The 20,122-nt window shown below is 69.8% G+C and carries 18 protein-coding genes; 5 read left to right on the top strand and 13 right to left on the bottom strand.

Going from position 1 to position 20,122, the window contains the following annotated elements:
* Positions 1-93 precede the first annotated feature (93 nt).
* Positions 94-2,232, top strand: a complete 2,139-nt coding sequence (locus tag BM109_RS16580; RefSeq protein WP_256222605.1) for a glycoside hydrolase family 3 N-terminal domain-containing protein — start codon at positions 94-96, stop codon at positions 2,230-2,232.
* 13 nt (positions 2,233-2,245) lie between these two features.
* On the opposite strand, the gene BM109_RS16585 is transcribed toward BM109_RS16580, so the two are convergent.
* The 7 genes from BM109_RS16585 to BM109_RS16610 form a co-directional block, all read right to left on the bottom strand.
* Positions 2,246-2,695, bottom strand: coding sequence for a DUF3592 domain-containing protein (locus BM109_RS16585; RefSeq protein ID WP_093344415.1), 450 nt, complete (start codon positions 2,693-2,695; stop codon positions 2,246-2,248).
* A gap of 70 nt (positions 2,696-2,765) precedes the next feature.
* Positions 2,766-4,901, bottom strand: coding sequence for a YadA family autotransporter adhesin (locus BM109_RS16590; protein WP_093344416.1), 2,136 nt, complete (start codon positions 4,899-4,901; stop codon positions 2,766-2,768).
* A 31-nt stretch (positions 4,902-4,932) separates the two neighbouring features.
* Entirely contained in the window at positions 4,933-7,188 is a 2,256-nt protein-coding gene (locus BM109_RS16595; protein ID WP_093344418.1) for a phosphocholine-specific phospholipase C, read from the bottom strand.
* Between the two features lie 52 nt (positions 7,189-7,240).
* Entirely contained in the window at positions 7,241-7,438 is a 198-nt protein-coding gene (locus BM109_RS40760) for a hypothetical protein (RefSeq protein ID WP_143129180.1), read from the bottom strand.
* Positions 7,439-7,586: 148 nt separating this feature from the next.
* Positions 7,587-8,624, bottom strand: a complete 1,038-nt coding sequence (gene phnE, locus BM109_RS16600; protein ID WP_093344420.1) for a phosphonate ABC transporter, permease protein PhnE — start codon at positions 8,622-8,624, stop codon at positions 7,587-7,589.
* On the bottom strand, positions 8,621-9,451 hold the full coding sequence (locus BM109_RS16605) for a phosphonate ABC transporter ATP-binding protein (RefSeq protein WP_093345025.1): 831 nt from the start codon (positions 9,449-9,451) through the stop codon (positions 8,621-8,623). Before BM109_RS16605 ends, phnE begins: the two co-directional genes overlap by 4 nt.
* 50 nt (positions 9,452-9,501) lie before the next feature.
* The gene (locus BM109_RS16610; RefSeq protein ID WP_093344422.1) at positions 9,502-10,437 is read right to left on the bottom strand and encodes a phosphate/phosphite/phosphonate ABC transporter substrate-binding protein; all 936 of its coding nucleotides are present in this window, start codon (positions 10,435-10,437) and stop codon (positions 9,502-9,504) included.
* Between the two features lie 191 nt (positions 10,438-10,628).
* Here BM109_RS16610 and BM109_RS16615 point away from each other — a divergent pair, with 191 nt between their 5' ends.
* A complete protein-coding gene (locus BM109_RS16615; protein WP_093344424.1) occupies positions 10,629-11,483 on the top strand; it encodes an HAD-IIA family hydrolase in 855 nt (284 codons plus the stop codon).
* Here the strand turns inward: BM109_RS16615 and BM109_RS16620 are convergent.
* From BM109_RS16620 to BM109_RS16630, 3 genes are read right to left on the bottom strand one after another with little or no spacing between them, the layout of a single operon-like run.
* Positions 11,470-12,402 carry a MurR/RpiR family transcriptional regulator gene (locus BM109_RS16620; protein ID WP_256222606.1) on the bottom strand — a complete coding sequence of 311 codons (933 nt, stop codon included), beginning with the start codon at positions 12,400-12,402 and terminating at the stop codon, positions 11,470-11,472. The two genes, BM109_RS16615 and BM109_RS16620, sit on opposite strands and share 14 nt — an antisense overlap.
* A 44-nt stretch (positions 12,403-12,446) precedes the next feature.
* Positions 12,447-13,742, bottom strand: coding sequence for an aspartate carbamoyltransferase (locus BM109_RS16625; protein WP_093344425.1), 1,296 nt, complete (start codon positions 13,740-13,742; stop codon positions 12,447-12,449).
* Between the two features lie 51 nt (positions 13,743-13,793).
* Positions 13,794-14,792 (bottom strand): LysR family transcriptional regulator, encoded by a 999-nt coding sequence (locus BM109_RS16630; RefSeq protein WP_093344427.1) that lies wholly within the window; start codon positions 14,790-14,792, stop codon positions 13,794-13,796.
* Between the two features lie 101 nt (positions 14,793-14,893).
* Between BM109_RS16630 and BM109_RS16635 the strand changes: the two genes are divergently transcribed.
* The 3 genes from BM109_RS16635 to BM109_RS16645 are packed head-to-tail and all read left to right on the top strand — an operon-like array spanning position 14,894 to position 17,810.
* Complete coding sequence (locus BM109_RS16635) at positions 14,894-16,123, top strand: pyridoxal phosphate-dependent aminotransferase (protein WP_093344429.1); 1,230 nt, start codon at positions 14,894-14,896, stop codon at positions 16,121-16,123.
* Positions 16,120-17,106: a Bug family tripartite tricarboxylate transporter substrate binding protein gene (locus tag BM109_RS16640; protein ID WP_093344431.1), complete on the top strand. Its 987-nt coding sequence runs from the start codon at positions 16,120-16,122 to the stop codon at positions 17,104-17,106. The genes BM109_RS16635 and BM109_RS16640 overlap by 4 nt, the downstream gene beginning before the upstream one ends.
* A gap of 14 nt (positions 17,107-17,120) precedes the next feature.
* Positions 17,121-17,810, top strand: a complete 690-nt coding sequence (locus BM109_RS16645) for an RraA family protein (protein WP_177239361.1) — start codon at positions 17,121-17,123, stop codon at positions 17,808-17,810.
* A 103-nt stretch (positions 17,811-17,913) separates the two neighbouring features.
* Here BM109_RS16645 and BM109_RS16650 read toward each other — a convergent pair whose 3' ends face one another.
* From BM109_RS16650 to fmdA, 3 genes are all read right to left on the bottom strand, one after another.
* Entirely contained in the window at positions 17,914-18,264 is a 351-nt protein-coding gene (locus tag BM109_RS16650) for an alpha/beta hydrolase (RefSeq protein ID WP_093344434.1), read from the bottom strand.
* A gap of 250 nt (positions 18,265-18,514) precedes the next feature.
* Positions 18,515-18,859 (bottom strand): zinc ribbon domain-containing protein, encoded by a 345-nt coding sequence (locus BM109_RS16655; RefSeq protein WP_093344436.1) that lies wholly within the window; start codon positions 18,857-18,859, stop codon positions 18,515-18,517.
* A 21-nt stretch (positions 18,860-18,880) separates the two neighbouring features.
* Positions 18,881-20,113 (bottom strand): formamidase, encoded by a 1,233-nt coding sequence (fmdA, locus tag BM109_RS16660; protein ID WP_057593110.1) that lies wholly within the window; start codon positions 20,111-20,113, stop codon positions 18,881-18,883.
* Positions 20,114-20,122: the final 9 nt, after the last annotated feature.

Raw genomic sequence — 20,122 nt, forward strand, 5'->3', positions numbered from 1 at the left:
GGTCTCCTCGCCAGCCTCCTCGCCTCCGCCCAATCTCCCGTCTCGCCCGCCCCGGCCGTCACCGATCCGCGCATCGAAGCGCTGATCGCGCGCATGACGGTCGAGGAGAAGGTCGGCCAGCTGAGCCTCTACGGCCCGGCCGATACCAACATTCCCGGCAACCCGCAGGCCAACCGGCGCAATGCGCAGCTCGAGGCCGACGAGGTGCGCGCGGGCCGCGTGACCGGCCTCTTCAACAACGAGGGCCTGACGCGCAAGCGCGAGCTGCAGCGCATCGCGGTCCAGGAATCGCGCCTGGGCATTCCGCTGATCTTCGGTGCCGACGTGATCCACGGCTTCCGCACCATCTTCCCGATGCCGCTGGCCGAGGCCGCGAGCTGGGAGCCCGCGCTGGCCGAGCGCACCGCGCGCGCGGCGGCGGTCGAGGCCAGCGCCGACGGCTTCCGCTGGACCTTCGCGCCCATGGTCGACATCGCGCGCGATGCGCGCTGGGGCCGCGGCATCGAGGGCGTGGGCGAGGACCCGCTGCTCGCGAGCCGCTTCGCCGCCGCGCGCGTGCGCGGCTTCCAGGGCGACGACCTGTCGCGCGCCGATGCCATGCTCGCCACGCCCAAGCATTTCGCGGGTTACGGCGCGGCCGAGGGCGGGCTCGACTACAACACCGTCGACATCTCCGAGCGCACGCTGCGCGAGGTCTACCTGCCGCCGTTCCGCGCCGCGCTCGACGCGGGCGCGCTGTCGCTGATGAGCGGCTTCCACGAGATCTCGGGCATTCCCTCGACCGCCAACCCGGCCCTGCTGACCGGCGTGCTGCGCGGCGAGTGGGGCTTCCGCGGCTTCGTGGTGTCGGACTACACGGCCGACGAGGAACTGATCGCGCACGGCTACGCGGCCAACGGCCGCGAGGCCGCGAAGCAGGCCTTCCTCGCGGGCACCGACATGAGCATGCAGAGCGGCCTCTACATGCGCGAGCTGCCGGGCCTGGTCGCCGCGGGCGAGGTGCCGATGGTGCGGCTCGACGACGCGGTGCGCCGCGTGCTGTACGCCAAGCTCAGGCTCGGCCTGTTCGACCAGCCGATGCGCGGACTCGACGGCCCGCCGGCCGCGCAGCGCGCCGAGGACCCGGCCTTCATCGCGCTGGCGCGCGAGAGCGCGCGCCGCTCGATCGTGATGCTGAAGAACGAGGGCGCGCTGCTGCCGCTCGCGAAGACCGGCACCCGGGTCGCGCTGATCGGCCCCTTCGCCTCGGGCACGCAGGACCTGCTGGGCGCCTGGAGCCTGTTCCCGGGCCAGAGCGCGCCGGTGGGCATCGACCAGGGCCTGCGCGCCGCGCTCGGCGACGCGGCGTCGCTCACGGTCACGCGCGGCTCGAACGTCGAGTCGCTCGTGCCCGGCGGCATCGAGGCCGCGGTCGCCGCGGCGCGCCAGGCCGACGTGGTGGTGCTGGCCATCGGCGAGGGCGAGCGCATGTCGGGCGAATCGCGCTCGCGCGCCGACATCGGCCTGCCGCTGGTGCAGCAGGCGCTGGCCGAGGCGGTCGCGGCCACCGGCAAGCCGATCGTCGTGCTCTTGAGCAACGGCCGCGCGATGGCGCTGCCGCCCGTGGTGCGCGATGCGCGCGCGATCCTCGTGACCTGGTTCCTCGGCGTGCAGACCGGCCACGCGATCGCCGACGTGCTGTTCGGCGACTTCAACCCCTCGGGCCGGCTGCCGGTGAGCTTTCCGCAGGCGGCGGGACAGGTGCCCTACTACTACGCCCACAAGCGCACCGGCCGGCCGCTGCCGATCGACGCGCCCGGCACCGCCTTCAAGACGCGCTACATCGAGGCCCCCAACGAGGCGCTCTATCCCTTCGGCTTCGGCCTGGGCTTCGCGCCGGTGCGCTACGACGGCGTCGCGCTCGACAGCGAGCAGTTACCGATGACGGACGGCACGCTGCGCGTGCGCGCCACCGTCACCAACACCGGCCAGCGCGAGGCCGAGGAGGTGGTGCAGCTCTACATCGCGCAGCGCACCGCGAGCGTGACCCGGCCGGTGCGCGAGCTCAAGGATTTCCGCAAGCTGCGCATCGCGCCCGGGGCCTCGGTGCAGGTCGAGTTCGCGCTGCGCGCGGCCGACCTGGCCTTCATCGGCCGCGACCTGCGACCCACCGTGGAGCCCGGCGACTTCGACCTCTGGGTGTCGCCCTCGGCCGTGGGCGGGTTGCATGCGCGCTTCGCGCTGGTTCGCTGAAGCGCGCTGAAGCTCAGCCGCGCGCCGGCAGGAACGACAGGTCCACGTGGTAGCGCTTCGGGTTCGCGGGATCGACGTAGACCGCGATCCGGCGACCGCTCAGGTGCCGCGTGGGATCGAACCAGATGTTGGCGCTGCGGAACTGCCGCAGCTCGCGCCCGAAGCCGGCGCGCGCCTCGACGATGGCGCGGTAGGGATGCCGGCCGTTGACCTGGAACGTGGTGTTGAGCTCGACCTCGCGCAGCTCGGCATCGATGCGCTGGCCGTGCTGCAGCAGCCAGGCCGCGCGCTTCGCGTTGCGCTCGCCGACGAACAGGATGCCGCCGCCCACGCCCGTGAACATCAGGCCCAGCAGCGTGAGCAGCCACTTGGCCTCGTTGGGCACCACGATCGCGATGACCAACAGGCCCAGGCCGACGGCGATGAAGATCCACTTGAGCAGCGTCAGCGACGTGTTGTGCATGAGGGATGCGGCGGGTTGAACAGGGCCGCTGCGTTATAGCAGAGCCCCTCCGCCCGCCGGCACCGTGTCCTCAGTCGAACACGCCCGTGAGCGCCACGCGCGTCACCACGCCCGAGCTGCTCGCGCCCACGCCGAGCGTGACGCTGTAGCGGCCGTCCTGCGAGGTGTGGCGCAGCGAGCCGCCGATCGCGCTCTCGCTGCGGTAGTTGCCCAGGCCCACCGCGTAGCTGATCTTGCCGGGCACCATCGGCGCGGCCTCCATCGCGGCCACGCTGGCGATGCCGGCGTAGGCACGGCGGGCCGTGTCGTCGATCTGGCTCTGCAGGCGGGCGGCCGTGAGGTCGGTGTAGGCCTTGCCGACCGGCAGGCCCTGCGCGGCCACGGTGTCGGTGTAGGCATTGGCCTGGCTCACGCCCTCCTTCACCATGCCCTGCACCTGGCCGACGTTGGTGGCGTCGGTGGGCGCGCTGCCCGGGGCCACGCCGGTGATCTGGCGGTTGCCCAGCGCCACCTCGCCCATCGACGACTGCACGCCGGCCATGCCGATGGCGGTGTAGTTGTTGAGCGCGCCGCGCGTGGTCGCGCTGCCGGCGCCGAGCGCCACGCTGTTCGCATGGTTCACCACGGCGCCGTTGCCGATCGCCACGCCCGAGTCCTCGAAGGCCTGCGCATTGGTGCCGATGGCCAGCGAGTTGTCGGCACTGGCGCGCGCGCCGGCGCCGATCGAGGCGGTCTGGTTCGCGCTCACGTAGGCGCCCGAGCCCGAGCCGATCGCGATGTTGTCGTTGCCGCGCACGTGCTGGCCCGCGCTGTTGCCCTGCGCGAGGTTCGAGTTGCCGCTGACCGCCTGGCCCGCCATCGTGCCCGAGGCCACGTTGTTGCTGCCCTGCACGCCACCGCCCGCGGCCTGGCCGGTGGCGATGTTGTTGTTGCCCGAGACGCCCGCGCCGGCCTGCATGCCCGAGGCCTGGTTGCCCACGCCCGTGACGCCCGCGCCCGAGCCCTGGCCCATCGACAGGTTGTTGCTGCCGTTGACGTTGTTGCCCGCGCCCGTGCCGTAGGCCTGGTTGCCGTTGCCCTTGACGTTGCTGCCGGCACCGGTGCCGTAGGCCTCGTTGTCGTTGCCGGTCACGTTCTGGCCGGCGTTCTGGCCCGTGGCGTCGTTGCGGCTGCCGGTCACGTTCGAGCCGGCCGCGTAGCCGGTCGAGTTGTTGTAGTCGCCGGTCACGTTCTGGCCCGAGCTGCGGCCCATGGTCTGGTTCCAGCCGCCGTTGACGTTGGTGCCCGCGTAGTAGCCGATCGCCTGGTTGGCGTTCTTGCCCGACACGTTGCTGCCCGCGCCCTCGCCGATCGCCAGGTTCCAGTTGGTTCCGACATTGTTGCCCGCGCCCTCGCCGAGCGACACGTTGTTGCTGCCCGTCACGTTGCTGCCGGCATTGGTGCCGATGCCCGTGTTGTCGCTGCCCGTGACCTTGTTGCCGGCGCCATTGCCCATGGCGTTGTTGTTGCTGCCGGTCACGGTCATGCCGGCGTTGGTGCCGGTGGCGTTGTTGTCGCTGCCGGTCACGCCGCTGCCGGCGTGGAAGCCGGTGGCGTTGTTGTGGTCGCCGGTGACGTTGTCGCCCGCGCTGCGGCCGATCGACTGGTTCCAGCCGCCCTTGACGTTCTGGCCCGACTCGAAGCCGATGCCGACGTTGGCATTGCCGCCCGACACATTGGTGCCCGCGTTGTTGCCGATCGCGAGGTTCCAGTTGGTGCTGACGTTGTTGCCGGCGCCCAGGCCGATCGAGATGTCGCTGGTGCCGGTGACGTTGTTGCCGGCGCCCTGCCCGATGGCCTGGTTGGTCGGGCCGGTCACGTTGTTGCCGGCGTTCTGGCCGATGGCCTGGTTGCCGCTGCCGTTGACCGTGTTGCCCGCGCCCTCGCCGATCGCCTGGTTGTTGCTGCCGGTGACGCCGGCGCCGGCGTTCTGGCCCACGGCCAGGTTGTCGTCGCCCGTCACCTTGGTGCCGGCCTTGGTGCCGACGGCCGTGTTGTTGCTGCCGCCGACCGTGGTGCCGGCATCGGTGCCGACGCCGAGGTTGGCCTTGGCCGGGTCCCAGACCACCGGCACCGTCTGGCCCAGGGCCGGGCCGCAGATCGCGGCCAGGGCCAGCGACGCGCCGAGCAGGCTCGCGCCGCGCGGCATGCGCTTGTTCTTCTTCATGGTGTTTCTCCTCGTTGGGGTGGAAGCGCGCTCAGGCCTGCAGGTGCATCGCCATCGCGGGGTCGCTCACGGTGGGCTTGCCGGTCTCGACACGGCCCGCGAAGCGGCGCACGGCGTTGCCGGCGGTCACGGTGAAGTCGTACCAGTGGCCGCTGTCCTTGAGCTCCCAGTGCAGCGTGCCCATGTCGCCCTTCGGCGCCTTCAGCGTCCAGGGACCGTCGGTGCGGTAGGCGTTCGACTGCACGGTGACCTCGCCGTCGATGCTGCCGTTGTTGTGCACCTTCACGTAGACGTCGCCGGCGGCCGGGTCGTAGCAGACCTGGACCTCGGGCCTGAAGGCGGCCGCGTTGAAGGCCATCGCGTCGCCGCTGAAGCTGCGCACGAAGCCGTTGGTGCTGTAGACCCAGAGCTCGTACTTGCCGCCGTCGGTGGCACCGGTGTCCCAGTAGTCCTGCAGCTGCTTGCCGGCTTCCACCGTGTAGCGGCGCGGGATGCGGTCCAGGTGCAGCTTGTCGTAGACGTGGAACACCGCGCCCTGGTCGCCGGTGTTGCTGAAGATCAGCGAGACCAGGCCGCGCGCCTCGACGCGCGCGCTGGTGTGCAGTTCGTAGGGCAGCGCGCGCGAGAAGCGCGTGCCGGTCTCCTGGAACAGCGGCGTGGCGGGCACGGGCGCCTTGGTGATGACCCCGGTGTTGCCCAGCGCCTTCTGCGCCGTGTTGATGGCGGGATAGCCGCTGGTGTCGGGCAGCTTGGGCACCACCGGGTCGTTCGGGCTGACGAAGTCGAAGCAGCTCGTGAGGTCGCCGCAGACCGCGCGGTGCCACGGGCTGATGGCGTCGATCGTGATGTCGAAGCGCTTCTCGAGGAAACGGCCCATCGAGGTGTGGTCGAACACCTGCGAGTTGACCCAGCCGCCCTTGCTCCACGGCGACACCACGTACATCGGCACGCGCGAGCTCAGGCCCCAGGGGCGGATCTTGCCGCTGACGGTGTCGGCGGCATTGAGGTAGCTGCCCACCGAGGCGTCGAAGTACTCGCCGTCCAGCGGCACGGTGGACTTGCCCATCAGGTTGCCGTTGGCGTCGTACGAGGGCACCGCGGGCATCGCCAGGTGGTCGAAGAAGCCGTCGTTCTCGTCGAAGGTCACGAACAGGGCGGTCTTGCTCCAGACCGCGGGGTTCGAGGTCAGCGCGCTCAGCACGTCGGAGATGAAGTCGGCCGCGCCGGCCACGCCTTCGCTGCTGCCCGGGTGTTCGGCCAGTGCCTGCGTGGGCAGCACCCACGAGACCTGCGGCAGGGTGTCGTTCATCACGTCCTGCTTGAGCTGGGCCAGGAAGTTGGTGGCGCCGTCGGCCGCGGCGGGACCGCCGGTCAGCCCGTGCTGGTAGACCGGCGAGCCGGGCTGCGCGGTGCGGAAGCTCTGGAACGCCAGGCAGCCGTTCATGGCGCCGGTCCAGTTGTTGTTCATGTTCTGGTAGATGTGCCAGCTGATGCCGTTCTTCTGCAGCACGTCGGGCAGCGTGTCCCACTTGAACGCGTTGTTGACGTACTTGTAGTTGTAGGCGCCCGTGGTCGCGTTCTTCTGGCCCGTGCCGTCGGCTTCCTGCGGATTGCCCGCGATCCAGTTCGACGGGCTCGGCCAGCAGCGCGAGTTGACCGGCTCGGAGTCGGTGTCGGTGCTGTTGATGCCCTTCTTGCGCAGCTCGGGATTGAAGTTGGAACCCGACCAGAACACGATGCGGTTGGGATCGGTGCCGGTGAGGATCGAGCAGTGGTAGCCGTCGCAGATCGTGAAGGCATCGGCCAGCGCGAACTGGAACGGGATGTCCTCGCGCAGGTAGTAGCCCATCGTCACCTGGTTCTTGAACTGGATCCAGCGGTCCATCTTCCCCTGCGCCCAGGCGCCCTGCATGTCGGGGAAGCTGTGCGGCGCGCCCGAACCGATCAGCGCGTTGGCGATCGTGGAGTCGCGGCGGAAGGGCTGGATCTCGGGCGCGCCCGCGGTGGTGTTGGGCTGGAAGAACACCGACTTGCCGTTGGCCAGCGGGATCGGGAAGCGGTCGCCGAAGCCGCGCACGCCCTTCAGGGTGCCGAAGTAGTGGTCGAAGCTGCGGTTCTCCTGCATCAGGATCACGATGTGCTTGATGTCCTTGATCGAGCCGGTGTCGACCGCGGCCTCGACCGCCAGCGCCTTGCGGATCACGGGCGGGAGCATGGTGAGGGCCGAGGCCGCGCCGATGGCGCCGGCCGACTTGCGGAAGAAATCGCGACGGGAGGTGGTGTTCATGGGAGGTTCTTTCAACGCAGGGGCGAAGGGAGGTCTGGAGGAAGGCGCGGACTCAGGGCGCGCACTTGAGCGCGGGCTGGGGCGGCGGGTTGTTGCCGTTGCCGTTGTTGCCGTCGCCGGCCGGCGGGGTCTGTCCCGGCGGCAGGATCGGCAGGCCACCGCCCCCACCACCGCCACCGCAGGCGGCGAGGCTCAGGCACAGGAGAAGGCCTGCCGCAGCGAGGCCGTACCGGGAAGATGCTGTTTTCATGAGGGTTCCTTTCGAATCGAGGGACGTGGGAGACAAAGGCGCGGCCGAAGCCGCTGCGCGCAGCGGACGAGCCGCGCGAGAGTTCGGACAGAAATCGGGGAATGGGGGGCGGGCGCCGCGAACGCGGTGCCCGCGGGGGACTCAGGGCTCAGCCATAGCGGCTGCGCAGCCGGGCGGCGATGCGGTCGAGCACCAGCACCGTCAGGAAGATCGCGATCAGGATCGTGCCGACGTGCGCATAGTTGTACATGTCGTAGCGGCCCTTGAGCTCCTGGCCGATGCCGCCCGCGCCGACCAGGCCGACCACGGTGGCCATGCGCACGTTGCGGTCGAGCACGTAGAGCGTGTAGGCGATGAACTGCGGCATCACCTGCGGCAGCACCGCGAAGCGCATCACCTTGAGCTTGTTGGCGCCGATGGCGCGCAGCGCTTCCTGCGGCTTGTCGTCGGCGGTCTCGATGTCCTCGGCGTAGAACTTGCCGAGGAAGCCGGCCGAGTGCAGCGCGAGGGCCAGCACCCCGGCGATCGGGCCGAAGCCGTAGGCCAGCACCAGGAACAGCGCGCTCACCAACTCGGGCACCGCGCGGAACAGGCCGACCACGCTGCGCGCGAGGCCGTAGGCCAGGCGGTTGGGCGCGTAGTTCTTCGCGCTGCACCAAGCCAGCGGCGCGCTCAGCACGATCGCGATCAGCGTGGCCCAGACCGCGATCTCGAAGGTCTCGAGCATCTTCACCGCCACGTGCCACAGGTAGCCCAGCGGCTCGATCAGCACCTCGCGGCGCTCGACGCGGTCCTCCATCTGCAGGGTCTCGGGGTTCAGCTTGGGCTCGTGCGTCTCGAGGGTCTCGACGCGCGAGAACCAGGGCAGCCGGTTGCGGTCGAAGCCCTCGATGCGCGCGACCTCGGTCTGCTCGGAGATCTGCGGCGGGAACAGCGAGCGCGCGATCGAGCCCAGCCCCGAGAGCACCTGCGAGTTGTCGCGCAGGCCCACCGCGGCGAGCACGCCCTCACCGGTCAGCGAGAGCATGCGGCCCATCTCCACGCGCTGGCCCGCGAAGAAGCCCACCACGAGCACCAGCAGCAGCACGACCAGCGTGCGGGTGCCGAAGGGCCGCGGCAGGTCCCAGGCCGAGGCCGGGCGCGACGCGCGCGCGTCGGAAGAAGAAGAGGAAGAGATCGTGTTCATTGCGCGAGCTCCAGGGCGCCGGCATGCAGCGGCAGCGCCGCCTCGGGCTCGCCGGCCATCGATGGTCGGGCCGCGGGCACGGACTCGGGCGCGGTGTCGCCGCGGCCGTAGATCGCATCGAAGACCTGCGGCTGGAACATCCGCGGCGCGCCGTCGAACACGACCACGCCGCGACGCAAGGCCACGATGCGGTCGGCGAACTCGCAGGCCAGTTCGATCTGGTGCAGGCTGCACAGCACCGTGGTGCCGCGCTCGCGCGCCTGCCGGCGCAGCAGCGACAGCACGTCGTGGCTGGTCTGCGGATCGAGGCTGGCCACCGGCTCGTCGGCCAGCACCAGCGGCGGATCGAGCATGAAGGCGCGCGCGATGCCCACGCGCTGCTGCTGGCCGCCCGAGAGCTCGCTCACGCGGCGCAGCAGGTGCTCCTCGCCCAGGCCCACCGACTCGACCAGTTCGCAGGCCTTGCGCCGCTGCGCGTCGGTGAACAGGCCGAGCAGCGCGCGCCAGGTGCCCAGGGCCGGCAAGGCGCCGGCGAGCACGTTCTCGGCCACGCTCGAGCGCAGCACCAGGTTGAACTGCTGGTGGATCATGCCGATGCGCGGACGCACGCGTGCCAGCGAACCCGGCGCGATGCGCACGCCCTCGACCCGCACCGTGCCCTGCGTGGGCACGACCAGGCCGTTGGCGGTGCGCAGCAGGGTCGACTTGCCCGCACCCGAGGCGCCCAGCACCACGCAGAACTGGCCCGCGGGCACCTCGAGCGAGACGCCGCCGAGCGCGCGCGTGCCGTCGGGGTGGCGCATGGCGACCGATTCGAACTGCAGCATGGGCGTGCTTCCGGCGGCGGGCTCTGCGGCGTGCGTGCGATCGCCGGCGATCAACGCTCGGCCGCCTTGGCGAGGATGCGGCCCTTGAGGTCGTCGGTCAGCAGGCCCAGCTTCTCGGCGGCGACGTTGAACTCCTCCTCGGAGAACTTGGTGTCGTAGCCGTCGATCTTGCCGCCGCCGTAGCCGCGAATCATGTCGGGCGTGATGCCGGGCGCCTTGTTCACGGTCTGGAAGGCGTCCTTGAGTTTGGTCTTCAGCGCCTCGGGCAGCTTGGAGTTCAGCGCCAGCGGCGGATAGGGAATGGCCATGCTCTTGGCGATCACCTTGATGGTCTTCGGATCGGCCGCGCCCTGCTTGACCGCCTTCTCGTACGAGTCGAACGAGAGCGAGGCCACGTCGACCTGGTCCTGCACCAGCGCGGCCAGGCTGCTGGCGTGGCTGCCGGTCATGCGGATCGCCGACAGGTCCTTGGCCGGGTCCATGCCCGCGTCGAGCAGCATCGCGATCTGGAAGGTGAAGCTCGAGGCCGAGTTCACGTCGCCGAAGGCCACGCGCTTGCCCTTCAGGTCCTTGATCGAGGCGATCGGCGCATTGGCCTTGGCGAACATGCCGGCGTAGTAGACCGAGGCGCCCTTCTCCACGCCCACGGCCAGCAGTTGCGCGCAGCCGCGCTTGTGGGCCTGCACGTACGACACCGGGCCGAAGAAGGCGATGTCGGCGAGTTGGTTGCACATGCCCTCGACCACGGCGCCGTAGGACTGGCCGACCTTGAGGTCGAAGTTCAGGCCGGTGCTGCGCGTGATGGCGTTGAACACCGGCGCGTAGTCGGCCTTGGTGCCCGACTCGGTGCCGCCGTCGGCGGGAATCAGCAGCACGCGCAGCGGATGTTCGCGCGAGCCGTCGGCCACGGACTGGGCGTGGGACGGGAGGGCCAGCAGCGCGCTGAACGAGACGGCGGCGGCGGCGATGGCCAGGAGTTTCTTCATGATCGGTTCCTTCGGTTCGGGGGCGTTTCTCGGGCGAGTGCCTCGCTCGGTTGCGTTGAACTTTAGAAGTCGAAGATGACAAGCAAATGAAATAAGCTCATTTGAAAATTATCAAACGACTGAGCAATGTTCAATACAATCCCGCCGCACGGCCAGCACCCCGCTCCCCCGATGGCCCGAACCGGAGATCCATGAAGAACATCGCAACCCAGACCCGGGCGCCGGGAGGCCCCGCGGCAGCGGACCTGGCACCGCTCGCGCAGGCGCGTCACCTGCTGCTCGACCTCGACGGCACGCTGGTGCGCCAGAACGAAGCCATCGACGGCGCGGCCGAACTCCTCGAGCGTTTCGAGGGCCGCTTCGCGATCGTGTCGAACAACTCGACCCACACCGCCCAGGGCCTCGCGCTGCGGCTGCGCCGGCTCGGCCTGCGCGCGCCGCCCGAGCGCATCGTGCTGGCCGGCGAGCTCGCCGTGAGCCTGCTCGCGCGCCAGCATCCCACGGCGCGGCTGATGGTGGTGGGCACGCCGGCCTTGCAGCGCCATGCGCGCGCGCTCGGCTTCCGGCTGGTCGCGTCCGAGGCCGAGTTCGTGCTGCTCGCGCTCGACATGCGCTTCAGCCATGCGCGGCTGGGCGCGGTGGCCAACGAGCTGCTGCGCGGCGCGCGGCTGGTGGTCACGAACGCCGACGCCACCCATCCGGGCCCGCACGGCCGCGTGGTGCCCGAGACCGGCTCGCTGCTCGCGGCCGTGCTCACGGCCAGCGGCGTGCAGCCCTGGCGCATCGTCGGCAAGCCCGAGCCGCTGCTGTTCGAGGAAGGCCTGCGCTGCCTGGGCGCGGAGCCCGCGAGCACGGTGGTGATCGGCGACAACCCGGCCACCGATGCCGCGGGCGCCGCGCGGCTGGGCATGGCCTGCCTGCTGGTGGGTGCCGCGCCCGAGGCGGTGGCGCCCTCGGTCGCCGGCCTGCTGCTGCCGCGCGCCACGGCCGAGGTGACCGCCCTGCCCGCGCGGCCGCCCGAGCGCAGCCGCCTCAGTACCGCTTGAGCGACAGCACGTCGAAGGTCTGGCGCAGCGTGCGCACCGAGGTGTCGTAGTCCGACAGCGCCAGGCAGGCGATCAGCACGTCGATGATCGCGAGCTGCGCGAGGCGGCTGGTCATGGCCTCGGTGCGGAAGTTGGTCTCGCGCGCCATGGTGAACAGCAGCACGTCCGAGAAGGCCTGGATCGGCGACTTGCCGAAGTTGGTGATGCACACGGTCGAGGCGCCGGCCTCCTTGGCCAGCCGCGTCGCGGTCACGGTCTCGTGCGTGCTGCCCGAGTGCGAGATGGTCAGCACCGCCACCCGCGAGTCGGTGAGCGAGGCGCTGATCGCCTGCACGTGCGAGTCGACCACCACCTTCGCGTTGAGGCCGATGCGCAGCATGCGGTAGTGCGCGTCCTCGGCGATGGTGGCCGAGCTGCCGATGCCGTAGATCTCGATGCGCTCGGCGTCGCGCAGCAGCTTCACCGCGCGTTCCATCGAACCGGCATCGAGCGTGGCCTGCGTGTCGTGCAGGGTCTGCACGTTGCTCTGGAAGATCTTGCGGATCACCGCATCGGCCGCGTCCTGCGGATCGAGGTCCTCGTGGATGAACTGCACCGGCCGCACGATCTCCTGCGCCAGCGCGATCTTGATCTGCTGGAAGCCGGTGGCGCCGAGGTTCTTGCACAGGCCGACGATGCTGCCCTCGCTCGAGCCGGTGCGCTCGGCCACCTCGCTGACCGACATGTGGACCACCTCGCGCGGGTTCTTCACGATGAAGTCGGCGATGCGCTGGCCCACCGGGCCGAGCGAGGACCAGAGGGTCTCGATGCGCGCGAGCACCGCGAACACCGGGGCGCCGCCGGAGGCCTCGGTGGCCGGGGCCTTGCCGTTCGCGGCGGGGGGAACGCTGGTGGACTTGGCGGTGGTGTTGCGCTTCATGGGCGGCGAGCTTACCCGCGCTCGATGGCGGTTTCGCGCCAGCCTCAGTCGAGGCCGTGGAAGCTGCTGTCGTCGGGGCCGATGTGCGAGGGCGGCGTCCAGGCCGCGTCGCGCATCGAGCGGCTCACGAGCCGGTCCACGCCCAGCAGCGTGGCGAAGATGGCCATACGCACCGGGATGCCGTTGTCGGTCTGGCGGAAGATCGCCAGCCGCGGATCGTTGTCGAGGTCGGTGCTCAGGTCGTGCGAACCCGGGCGGCCGTCGCGCGGCAGCGGGTGCATCAGCACCACGTCCTTCTTGCACGCCGCATCGACCAGCGCGCGGTCGATCGCGAAGGCCTGGTCGAAGCCCTCCAGCACCTCGTCGTGCGCGAAGCGCTCCTTCTGGATGCGCGTCGCGTAGACCACGTCGGCGCCGGCCAGCGCCTGCGCCGGCGCGGTGGCGGTTTCGACCACGTGGCCGTTGCGGCTCACCAGCTCCACGATCTCCGCCGGCATCGCGAGCTGCGGCGGCGCGACCAGCGTGAACTTCAGGCCACGGTACAGCGCGAGCAGCTTGATCAGCGAATGCACCGTGCGGCCGTACTTGAGGTCGCCGACCATCGCGACATGCGCGCCGTCGACCAGCTTGCCCAGGCGCGAGAACTCGCGCTGGATGGTGTAGAGGTCGAGCAGCGCCTGGCTCGGATGCTCGCCCGGCCCGTCGCCGCCGTTGATGACCGGCACGTTGGTGGCGCGTGCGAACTCGGCGACCGAGCCCTGCTCGGGATGGCGCACCACGATCGCATCGGCATAGCCGCTGATCACGCGGCTGGTGTCGCGGATCGATTCGCCCTTGGCCATCGAGGAAAAGGTGAAGCCCGTCGTGTCGCAGACCGAGCCGCCGAGCCGGCAGAAAGCCGCGCCGAAGCTCACGCGCGTGCGCGTGCTGGCCTCGAAGAACAGGTTGGCCAGCACCGCGCCCTCGAGCACGCGGCTGACCTTGCGGCGGCGCGCGATCGGCTGCATCACGTCGGCGAGCCGGAACAGCTCGTCGATGGCCTCGCGGTCGAACTGGGCCACCGACAGCAGGTGCTGCGCGCCGTCGACATGGAGCGAGCGGCGCAGCGCGCCACCATGTGCGCTCTGCGTATATTCACCGGGACGCCCGCTCGAGGCCAGGATCTCGCTCACGAAGCGCCGCGCCACCTCGGGCATGGCCCGGAATTCGTTCGACTCGTCGGGCAGCAGCCAGGCGTCGAGCGCCCTCCGGCGGCTGCCGATGCGCTCGGCGAAGGCATCGCGCGTCATGTTGAGCTGACGCATCGCGTCGCGGAGTAGCACTTGCTGCGGGATGTTCATGGGCGGCGAGTTTATACGCAATGCGTATATTTCCAAAATCCCGCCCGGATCCTAGCGCCGGGCCGCCTTCACGGGCTTCTTCGCGCCCGGGCGCAGCGCGCGCTGGCGCGTGCCCGCGCCGCGCGCGGGCCCCGCCGGCGCCACGTCGTGCTGGCTCGCGCGCAGCTTGAAGTCGCAGGTCTGCACGGCCAGCTCGACGATGCGCGCCAGCGCCGGGCTCGCGTTGTCGCGCCGGTGCACGGCGCTGTAGACCAGCGGCGGCGGCATCGGGTCGCTGCGCACGATGCGCAGCAGGCCGCTGCGGATGTCGGGCCGCACGTAGTCCAGCGCCTGCTGGCTGATGCCGAAGCCGCTGATCGTCAGCTCGCGCAGCACCGTCGTGCTGTTGGTCAGCATGACCTTGCCGAAGCGGAAGCCGTGCTCGGCGCGCCAGGCCTCGTAGAAGCGGTTCTTCGAGGCGCCCGCGGGCTGCTCGATCACCGGGTAGTCGGCGAACTCGTGCGGCTTCAGCGCGCGCTGCGGAATGCGCAGCCGCGGGCTCGCGATCCAGGCCTGGTCGACCTGCCCCACCTTGACCGATTCGAAGGCCTGGCCCCAGAAGGTGCCCGGCATGATCGTCAGGTCGAGCTTGTTGGCCTCGAGCCGCTCGAACAGCGTGAGGCCGGCATCCACCACCGGCTCGATCGTCACCTGCGGATGCAGCTTCTGCAGCAGCTGGATCAGCCGCGTGAGCCAGGTCATCGCGATCAGCTCCGTCACGCCCACGCGGAAGCTGCCGCGCAGCGTCTTGTCGAGGCTGATGTCGTGCTCGATGCGCTGCCACAGTCGCAGCGCCTCCTCCGCCAGCGGCAGCAGCTCGCGGCCGGCCTGCGCCAGCTCCAGGCCGTGCGAAGTGCGGTGCAGCAAGGGGCCGCCGAGCGACTCCTCGAGCTCGGCCAGCCGCTTGGAGATGGCCGACTGCGTGGTGTGCAGCTTCACCGCCGCGGCGCTGAAGCTCTGGAGCCTGGCGCTGAACAGGAAGGCCTCGAGCTGCTTGAAGGTGAAGTTCATGCGGCGGAATGTACGCCCACCACCGGCCAGGAAAAAAAGGAATACCGAGCCACGCCGATTACTCGTTTGTCCCGCGGCGAAGGCACTTCGATACTGGCCGCATGCTTCACATCGCACCACGACTGAACCGGATCCAGCCTTCTCCGAGTTCCATGGCCGGCCAGAGGGCGCGCGAGCTGCGCGCGCAGGGCCGCGACATCCTCGGCCTCACCGCCGGCGAGCCCGACTTCGAGACGCCCGAACACATCAAGCAGGCCGCCATCCGCGCGATGGCCGATGGCCAGACGCGCTATACCGACGTCGGCGGCACGCCGGCGCTCAAGGAGGCCATCGCGGGCAAGTTCCTGCGCGAGAACCGGCTGCGCTACGCGCCGGGCGAGATCATCGTCGGCACCGGCGCCAAGCAGGTGATCTTCAATGCGCTGATGTGCACGGTGGCGGCCGGCGACGAGGTCATCGTGCCGGCGCCCTACTGGGTCTCGTACCCCGACATCGCGCGGCTGGCCGGCGGCGTGCCGGTGTTCGTCGACGGCCCGGCCGCGGCGGGCTTCAAGCTGCAGCCCGCCGACCTCGAGCGCGCCATCACCGGCCGCACGCGCTGGCTGATGCTCAACTCGCCGAACAACCCGAGCGGCGCCACCTACACGCGCGCCGAGCTGCTGGCACTGGCCGAGGTACTGCGGCGCCATCCGCAGGTCTGGGTGCTGACCGACGACATCTACGAGCACCTGGTCTACGGCGACGCGCCCTTCGCCACCCTCGCCGAGGTGGCGCCCGACCTGCAGGAGCGCACGCTGACGGTGAACGGCGTCTCCAAGGCCTATGCGATGACGGGCTGGCGCATCGGCTACGGCGCCGGGCCTTCGGCGCTGATCAAGGCGATGGTCAAGCTGCAGTCGCAGAGCACCTCGGGCCCGAACTCGATCGCGCAGGCGGCCGCCATCGCGGCGCTCACGGGGCCGCAGGACAGCATCGCCACCAACCGCCAGGCCTACCGCGCGCGGCGCGACACGGTGGTCGAGGCGCTCAATGCCATCGACGGCATCCGTTGCGAGGTGCCCGACGGCGCCTTCTACGTCTTCGCCTCGTGCAGCGCGCTGTTCGGGCTGCGCACGCCCCAGGGCACGACGATCGCCGACAGCGACGACTGGGTGATGCACCTGCTCGACGCGCAGGACCTCGCGGCACTGCAGGGCAGCGCCTATGGCGTGCCGACGCACTTCCGCCTCTCGTTCGCCGCCGGCACCGGGCAGCTGCTCGAAGGCTGCCGGCGCATCGCGCGCGCCCGCGCCGAACTCTCGGGCCAACCGCTTCACCAGGAACCGCAATGAAACTCCGCTCCCTTCTCACGCTGCTGCCGGTCGTGGCCGCGGGCACGGCCTGGCTCGGCGCCGCCACCGCGAGCGCGGCCGACGGCTTTCCATCGAAGCCCGTGAAGATCCTCGTGGGCTTCTCGCCCGGCGGCTCGAACGACGTGGTGGCGCGGCTGATCGCGCCCAAGCTGTCCGAGGGGCTGGGCCAGCAGGTGCTGATCGACAACCGCCCCGGCGCCGGCGGCAACATCGCGGCCTCGGCCATGCTCGCCGCGCCGGCCGATGGCCACACGCTGCTGATGTGCACCACGGGCACGCTGTCGATCCAGCCGCATGTGCTGAAAAGCATGCCCTTCGATCCCGAGAAGGACATCGTGCCGGTCACGCAGGTCGTCAATGCGCCCTACATGCTGCTGGTCAACGCGAGCCTGCCGGTGAAGAACGTGAAGGAGCTGGTCGCCTACGCCAAGCAGAAGCCCGGCGAGATCAACTTCGCGTCCTCGGGCACGGCCACCGGCGGCCATCTCGCGGGCGAGATGCTCAAGAGCCGCGCGGGCATCGACATCGTGCACGTGGCCTACAAGGGCACGGGCCAGGCCATGACCGACCTGATCGCGGGCCAGGTCTCGATGATCTTCGACCAGCCCGTGAGCTCGATGCAGTACGCCCGCGCCGGCAAGCTGCGTGCGCTCGCGGTGGCCAGTCCGCGCCGGCTCGCGGCCTTTCCGGAGATTCCGACCGTGGCCGAGGCCGGCGTCGCCGAGGTCGAGCCCGTGACCTGGGCCGGCATCTGCGCGGCGAAGAACACACCGCCGGCCGTGGTCGAGCGCCTGCAGCGCGAGATCGCGAAGGTGCTCGCGCAGCCCGAGATCGCCAAGCGCCTCACGGCCGACGGCCTCGAACCCGTGGGCAGCACGCCCGAGCAGTTCCGCGCCTTCCTCGCGGCCGACAAGCGCAAGTGGGGCCGCGTGGTCAAGGACGCCGACGTCAAGGCCGAATGAGAGAACACCAGACCATGAACCCGCATCCCGACATCGTTCGCGACTTCGAGCGCGTATCCCCCGAGCTGCTGCGCCGCGCCGCGGCCTTCCAGCCGGCCATCCTCGCCGACGTCGCGGGCCGCCGCGGCGCCCTGCACGGCCGCATCGAGGCCCTGCGCCACCGCATGAAGCTGGTGGGCAGCGCGCTCACGGTGGAGGTGCGGCCCGGCGACAACCTGATGATCCATGCCGCGATCGCACTCGCGCAGCCGGGCGACGTGCTGGTGATCGACGGCAAGGGCGACCGCAGCGCGGCGCTGATGGGCACGATCATGATGAATGCCTGCCGCCAGGTCGGCATCGCCGGCGTGGTGATCGACGGCGCGGTGCGCGACAGCGTGGAGATCGACGAGATGGACTTCCCGGTGTTCTCGGTCGGCACCAATCCCAACGGCCCGACCAAGCTGGCCTCGGGGCGCATCGGGCACCCGGTGTCGGTCGGCGGCGTGGCCGTGCGTGCCGGCGATCTGGTGATCGGCGATGCCGATGGCGTGGTGGTGGTCGAGCGGGAGAAAGTCGAAACCCTGCTTCGCGCGGCGCGGAAGAAGGTCGAGGACGAAGCCGCGCGCATCGAAGCGATCAAGCGAGGCCACACCGCGGCCAGCTGGCTCGACGCGGCACTGCGCAACGCGGGCGTGCTCAAGGAAGGCGAGACGCTGGCGTGAGCGGCGCGCCGTCGCGCCAGACACGAAGAAAGGGCCCGCAGGCCCTTTCCTCATTCGCTTCTTTCATGCGGCCGATGCTCTCGCACCGGCGTGCCACCGTGGCTCAGAGGCCAGCTTGACGCGTGAACGACACGCTGGGCTTCTTGTAGGCTTGCGGCACTTCGTCGCGGTAGAAGGCGCGGCGGTCGAGGCTTTGCAGCGGATCGTGGGCCTTGGCAACGGCTTCGGCACGGATGGTCGCGCGGTCGGCGGTCGAGCTGAAGGGTTGCGCACCGGCGGTGGCACCTTCGCTGTAGGCGTCGCCGGCCTTGGCGGCTGCCACGGCTTGCGATGCGACTTCGGAACGCGAGACCGTGGAGTGCACGGTGTGGACGCCGTCATAGGTTTCGGCTTGTGCGCCGGTGGCGGCAAGCAGGGCAACGGCAACGGCGGCGAGGATCTTCGAGGCGGTCATTTGGTATCTCCTTCAGGTTGAACGGTGGTTTGTCCGTGAGGAGAAGTTTGATCCTGTTCGACCCTTTTGAATCACCGCAAAAAGAATCACGGCGTTCGCCGTTTCGAAACAATCCAGAAAGTTTTGGGCAAGTTTCACGCATGCGAGCAAGCCGCCGAATCTACCCTCTTCAGAGGGAGATTGGTCGAAAGCACTACATTCCCGCATCCTTTGCATGCTCCTGGCGCATGCATGAAATCTTGCCAAATCCTCAATGAGAGATCATCCACGGCCGCCGCGACGGTGCCGATTTGGCACCGTTCGAGGCGGTCACCGTGGCACCGCGGCGCGCGCTCGTCGAGCAGCATCCGCAGCCCGATGGATGGCGCAATCGCGCGTAGTCGCGCGAGCTCGCGGGCTCGTGCCGCGCGCGTTCGTTGGTGGCCATCGCGAGGCGCGTGTCGGCCGCCATGAGCGCGAGGCGCGGCGCGGCCGCGAGCACGCGCGGCGAGGCGCCGCCGCAGTCGGGGCAGGCAGCGGGCTCGTCGCGCAGCGCCGAGGGGCGCAACGCTTCGAAGCCGCCGCAGCGTCCGCAGTCGTAGTCGTAGGTGGGCATGCGGCTTCCTTCTTCAATGCCTCAGCGCAGGTCGGGCGACAGCGGCATGTCGATGCTGCCGTCGATCATCTTCACCGGCCCCGTGGCGTTGGGATTGATGTCGAAGTCGAAGATGCCCGTGGGCAGCCACAGGGTGGCGCAGGAGTTGGGCACGTCGACCACGCCGCTGATGTGGCCCTGCACCGGTGCCGTGCCGAGGATCGAGTAGGCCTGCGCGCCCGAGTAGCCGAACTTCTTCAGGTACTCGATGGCGTTGAGGCAGGCCTGGCGGTAGGCGACGTTGACGTCGAGGTAGTGCTGCTTGCCGCTCTCGTCGACCGAGATGCCCTCGAAGATCAGGTAGTCGTTGTACTGCGGCGTGATGGGGCTGGGCTTGAAGATCGGGTTCTTGATGCCGTACTTGGCCATGCCGCCCTTGATCAGCGAGACCTTCATGTGCACCCAGCCGGCCATCTCGATGGCGCCGCAGAAGGTGATCTCGCCGTCGCCCTGGCTGAAGTGCAGGTCGCCCACGCTGAGGCCCGCGCCGTCGACGTAGACGGGGAAGAACACCTTCGAGCCGCGCGAGAGATCCTTGATGTCGCAGTTGCCACCATGCTCGCGCGGCGGCACGGTGCGAGCGCCCTCGGCCGCGGCCTTGGCGCGTGCCTCGCCGGTCATCTTGCCCATGTGGGCGGTGCCCGCGAACGGCGGGTTGGCCAGGCCCGGCACGCGATCGGGGTCGGTGGCGATCAGCGCCTTCTCGCGCTCGTTCCACATGTCGAGCATGGGCTTGTCGGGCAGGCAGCCGATCAGGCCCGGATGGATCAGGCCCGCGAAGTTCACGCCGGGGATGTGGCGCGAGCTGGTGAACATGCCCTTGAAGTCCCAGATCGATTTCTGCGCCTCGGGAAAATGATCGGTGAGAAAACCGCCACCGTTCTTCTTCGAGAAAAATCCGTTGAAGCCCCAGAGGCTGTCCTGCTTGGCACCGATGTCGAGAAGATCGACCACCAGCAGGTCGCCGGGCTCGGCACCCTTCACGCCCACGGGGCCCGAGAGGTAGTGCACGGTGCTCAGGTCGATGTCGCGCACGTCGTCGGCGCTGTCGTTGTTCTTGATGAAACCGCCGGTCCAGTCGAAGGTCTCGAGGATGAAGTCGTCGCCGGGATTGACCCAGCAGGCCATCGGAATGTCCGGGTGCCAGCGGTTGTGGATCATCTCGTTCTCGGTGGGCGACTTGGTCAGATCGACCTTGATCAGCGTGTCCGTCATTGCAGTGGC

It is taken from the genome of Variovorax sp. PDC80 (assembly GCF_900115375.1).
Classification (GTDB): Bacteria; Pseudomonadota; Gammaproteobacteria; order Burkholderiales; family Burkholderiaceae_C; genus Variovorax.

Coding starts and splice junctions, on each gene's coding strand:
- BM109_RS16645 (WP_177239361.1), top strand. CDS start 17,121: ATGAACCCGCATCCCGACATCGTTCGCGACTTCGAGCGCGTATCCCCC.
- BM109_RS16580 (WP_256222605.1), top strand. CDS start 94: ATGACGGTCGAGGAGAAGGTCGGCCAGCTGAGCCTCTACGGCCCGGCC.
- BM109_RS16610 (WP_093344422.1), bottom strand. CDS start 10,437: ATGAAGAAACTCCTGGCCATCGCCGCCGCCGCCGTCTCGTTCAGCGCG.
- BM109_RS16630 (WP_093344427.1), bottom strand. CDS start 14,792: ATGAACTTCACCTTCAAGCAGCTCGAGGCCTTCCTGTTCAGCGCCAGG.
- BM109_RS16635 (WP_093344429.1), top strand. CDS start 14,894: ATGCTTCACATCGCACCACGACTGAACCGGATCCAGCCTTCTCCGAGT.
- BM109_RS16655 (WP_093344436.1), bottom strand. CDS start 18,859: ATGCCCACCTACGACTACGACTGCGGACGCTGCGGCGGCTTCGAAGCG.
- BM109_RS16615 (WP_093344424.1), top strand. CDS start 10,629: ATGAAGAACATCGCAACCCAGACCCGGGCGCCGGGAGGCCCCGCGGCA.
- phnE (WP_093344420.1), bottom strand. CDS start 8,624: ATGAACACGATCTCTTCCTCTTCTTCTTCCGACGCGCGCGCGTCGCGC.
- BM109_RS16650 (WP_093344434.1), bottom strand. CDS start 18,264: ATGACCGCCTCGAAGATCCTCGCCGCCGTTGCCGTTGCCCTGCTTGCC.
- BM109_RS16640 (WP_093344431.1), top strand. CDS start 16,120: ATGAAACTCCGCTCCCTTCTCACGCTGCTGCCGGTCGTGGCCGCGGGC.
- BM109_RS16620 (WP_256222606.1), bottom strand. CDS start 12,402: ATGAAGCGCAACACCACCGCCAAGTCCACCAGCGTTCCCCCCGCCGCG.
- BM109_RS16625 (WP_093344425.1), bottom strand. CDS start 13,742: ATGAACATCCCGCAGCAAGTGCTACTCCGCGACGCGATGCGTCAGCTC.
- BM109_RS16595 (WP_093344418.1), bottom strand. CDS start 7,188: ATGAACACCACCTCCCGTCGCGATTTCTTCCGCAAGTCGGCCGGCGCC.
- BM109_RS16585 (WP_093344415.1), bottom strand. CDS start 2,695: ATGCACAACACGTCGCTGACGCTGCTCAAGTGGATCTTCATCGCCGTC.
- fmdA (WP_057593110.1), bottom strand. CDS start 20,113: ATGACGGACACGCTGATCAAGGTCGATCTGACCAAGTCGCCCACCGAG.
- BM109_RS40760 (WP_143129180.1), bottom strand. CDS start 7,438: ATGAAAACAGCATCTTCCCGGTACGGCCTCGCTGCGGCAGGCCTTCTC.
- BM109_RS16605 (WP_093345025.1), bottom strand. CDS start 9,451: ATGCTGCAGTTCGAATCGGTCGCCATGCGCCACCCCGACGGCACGCGC.
- BM109_RS16590 (WP_093344416.1), bottom strand. CDS start 4,901: ATGAAGAAGAACAAGCGCATGCCGCGCGGCGCGAGCCTGCTCGGCGCG.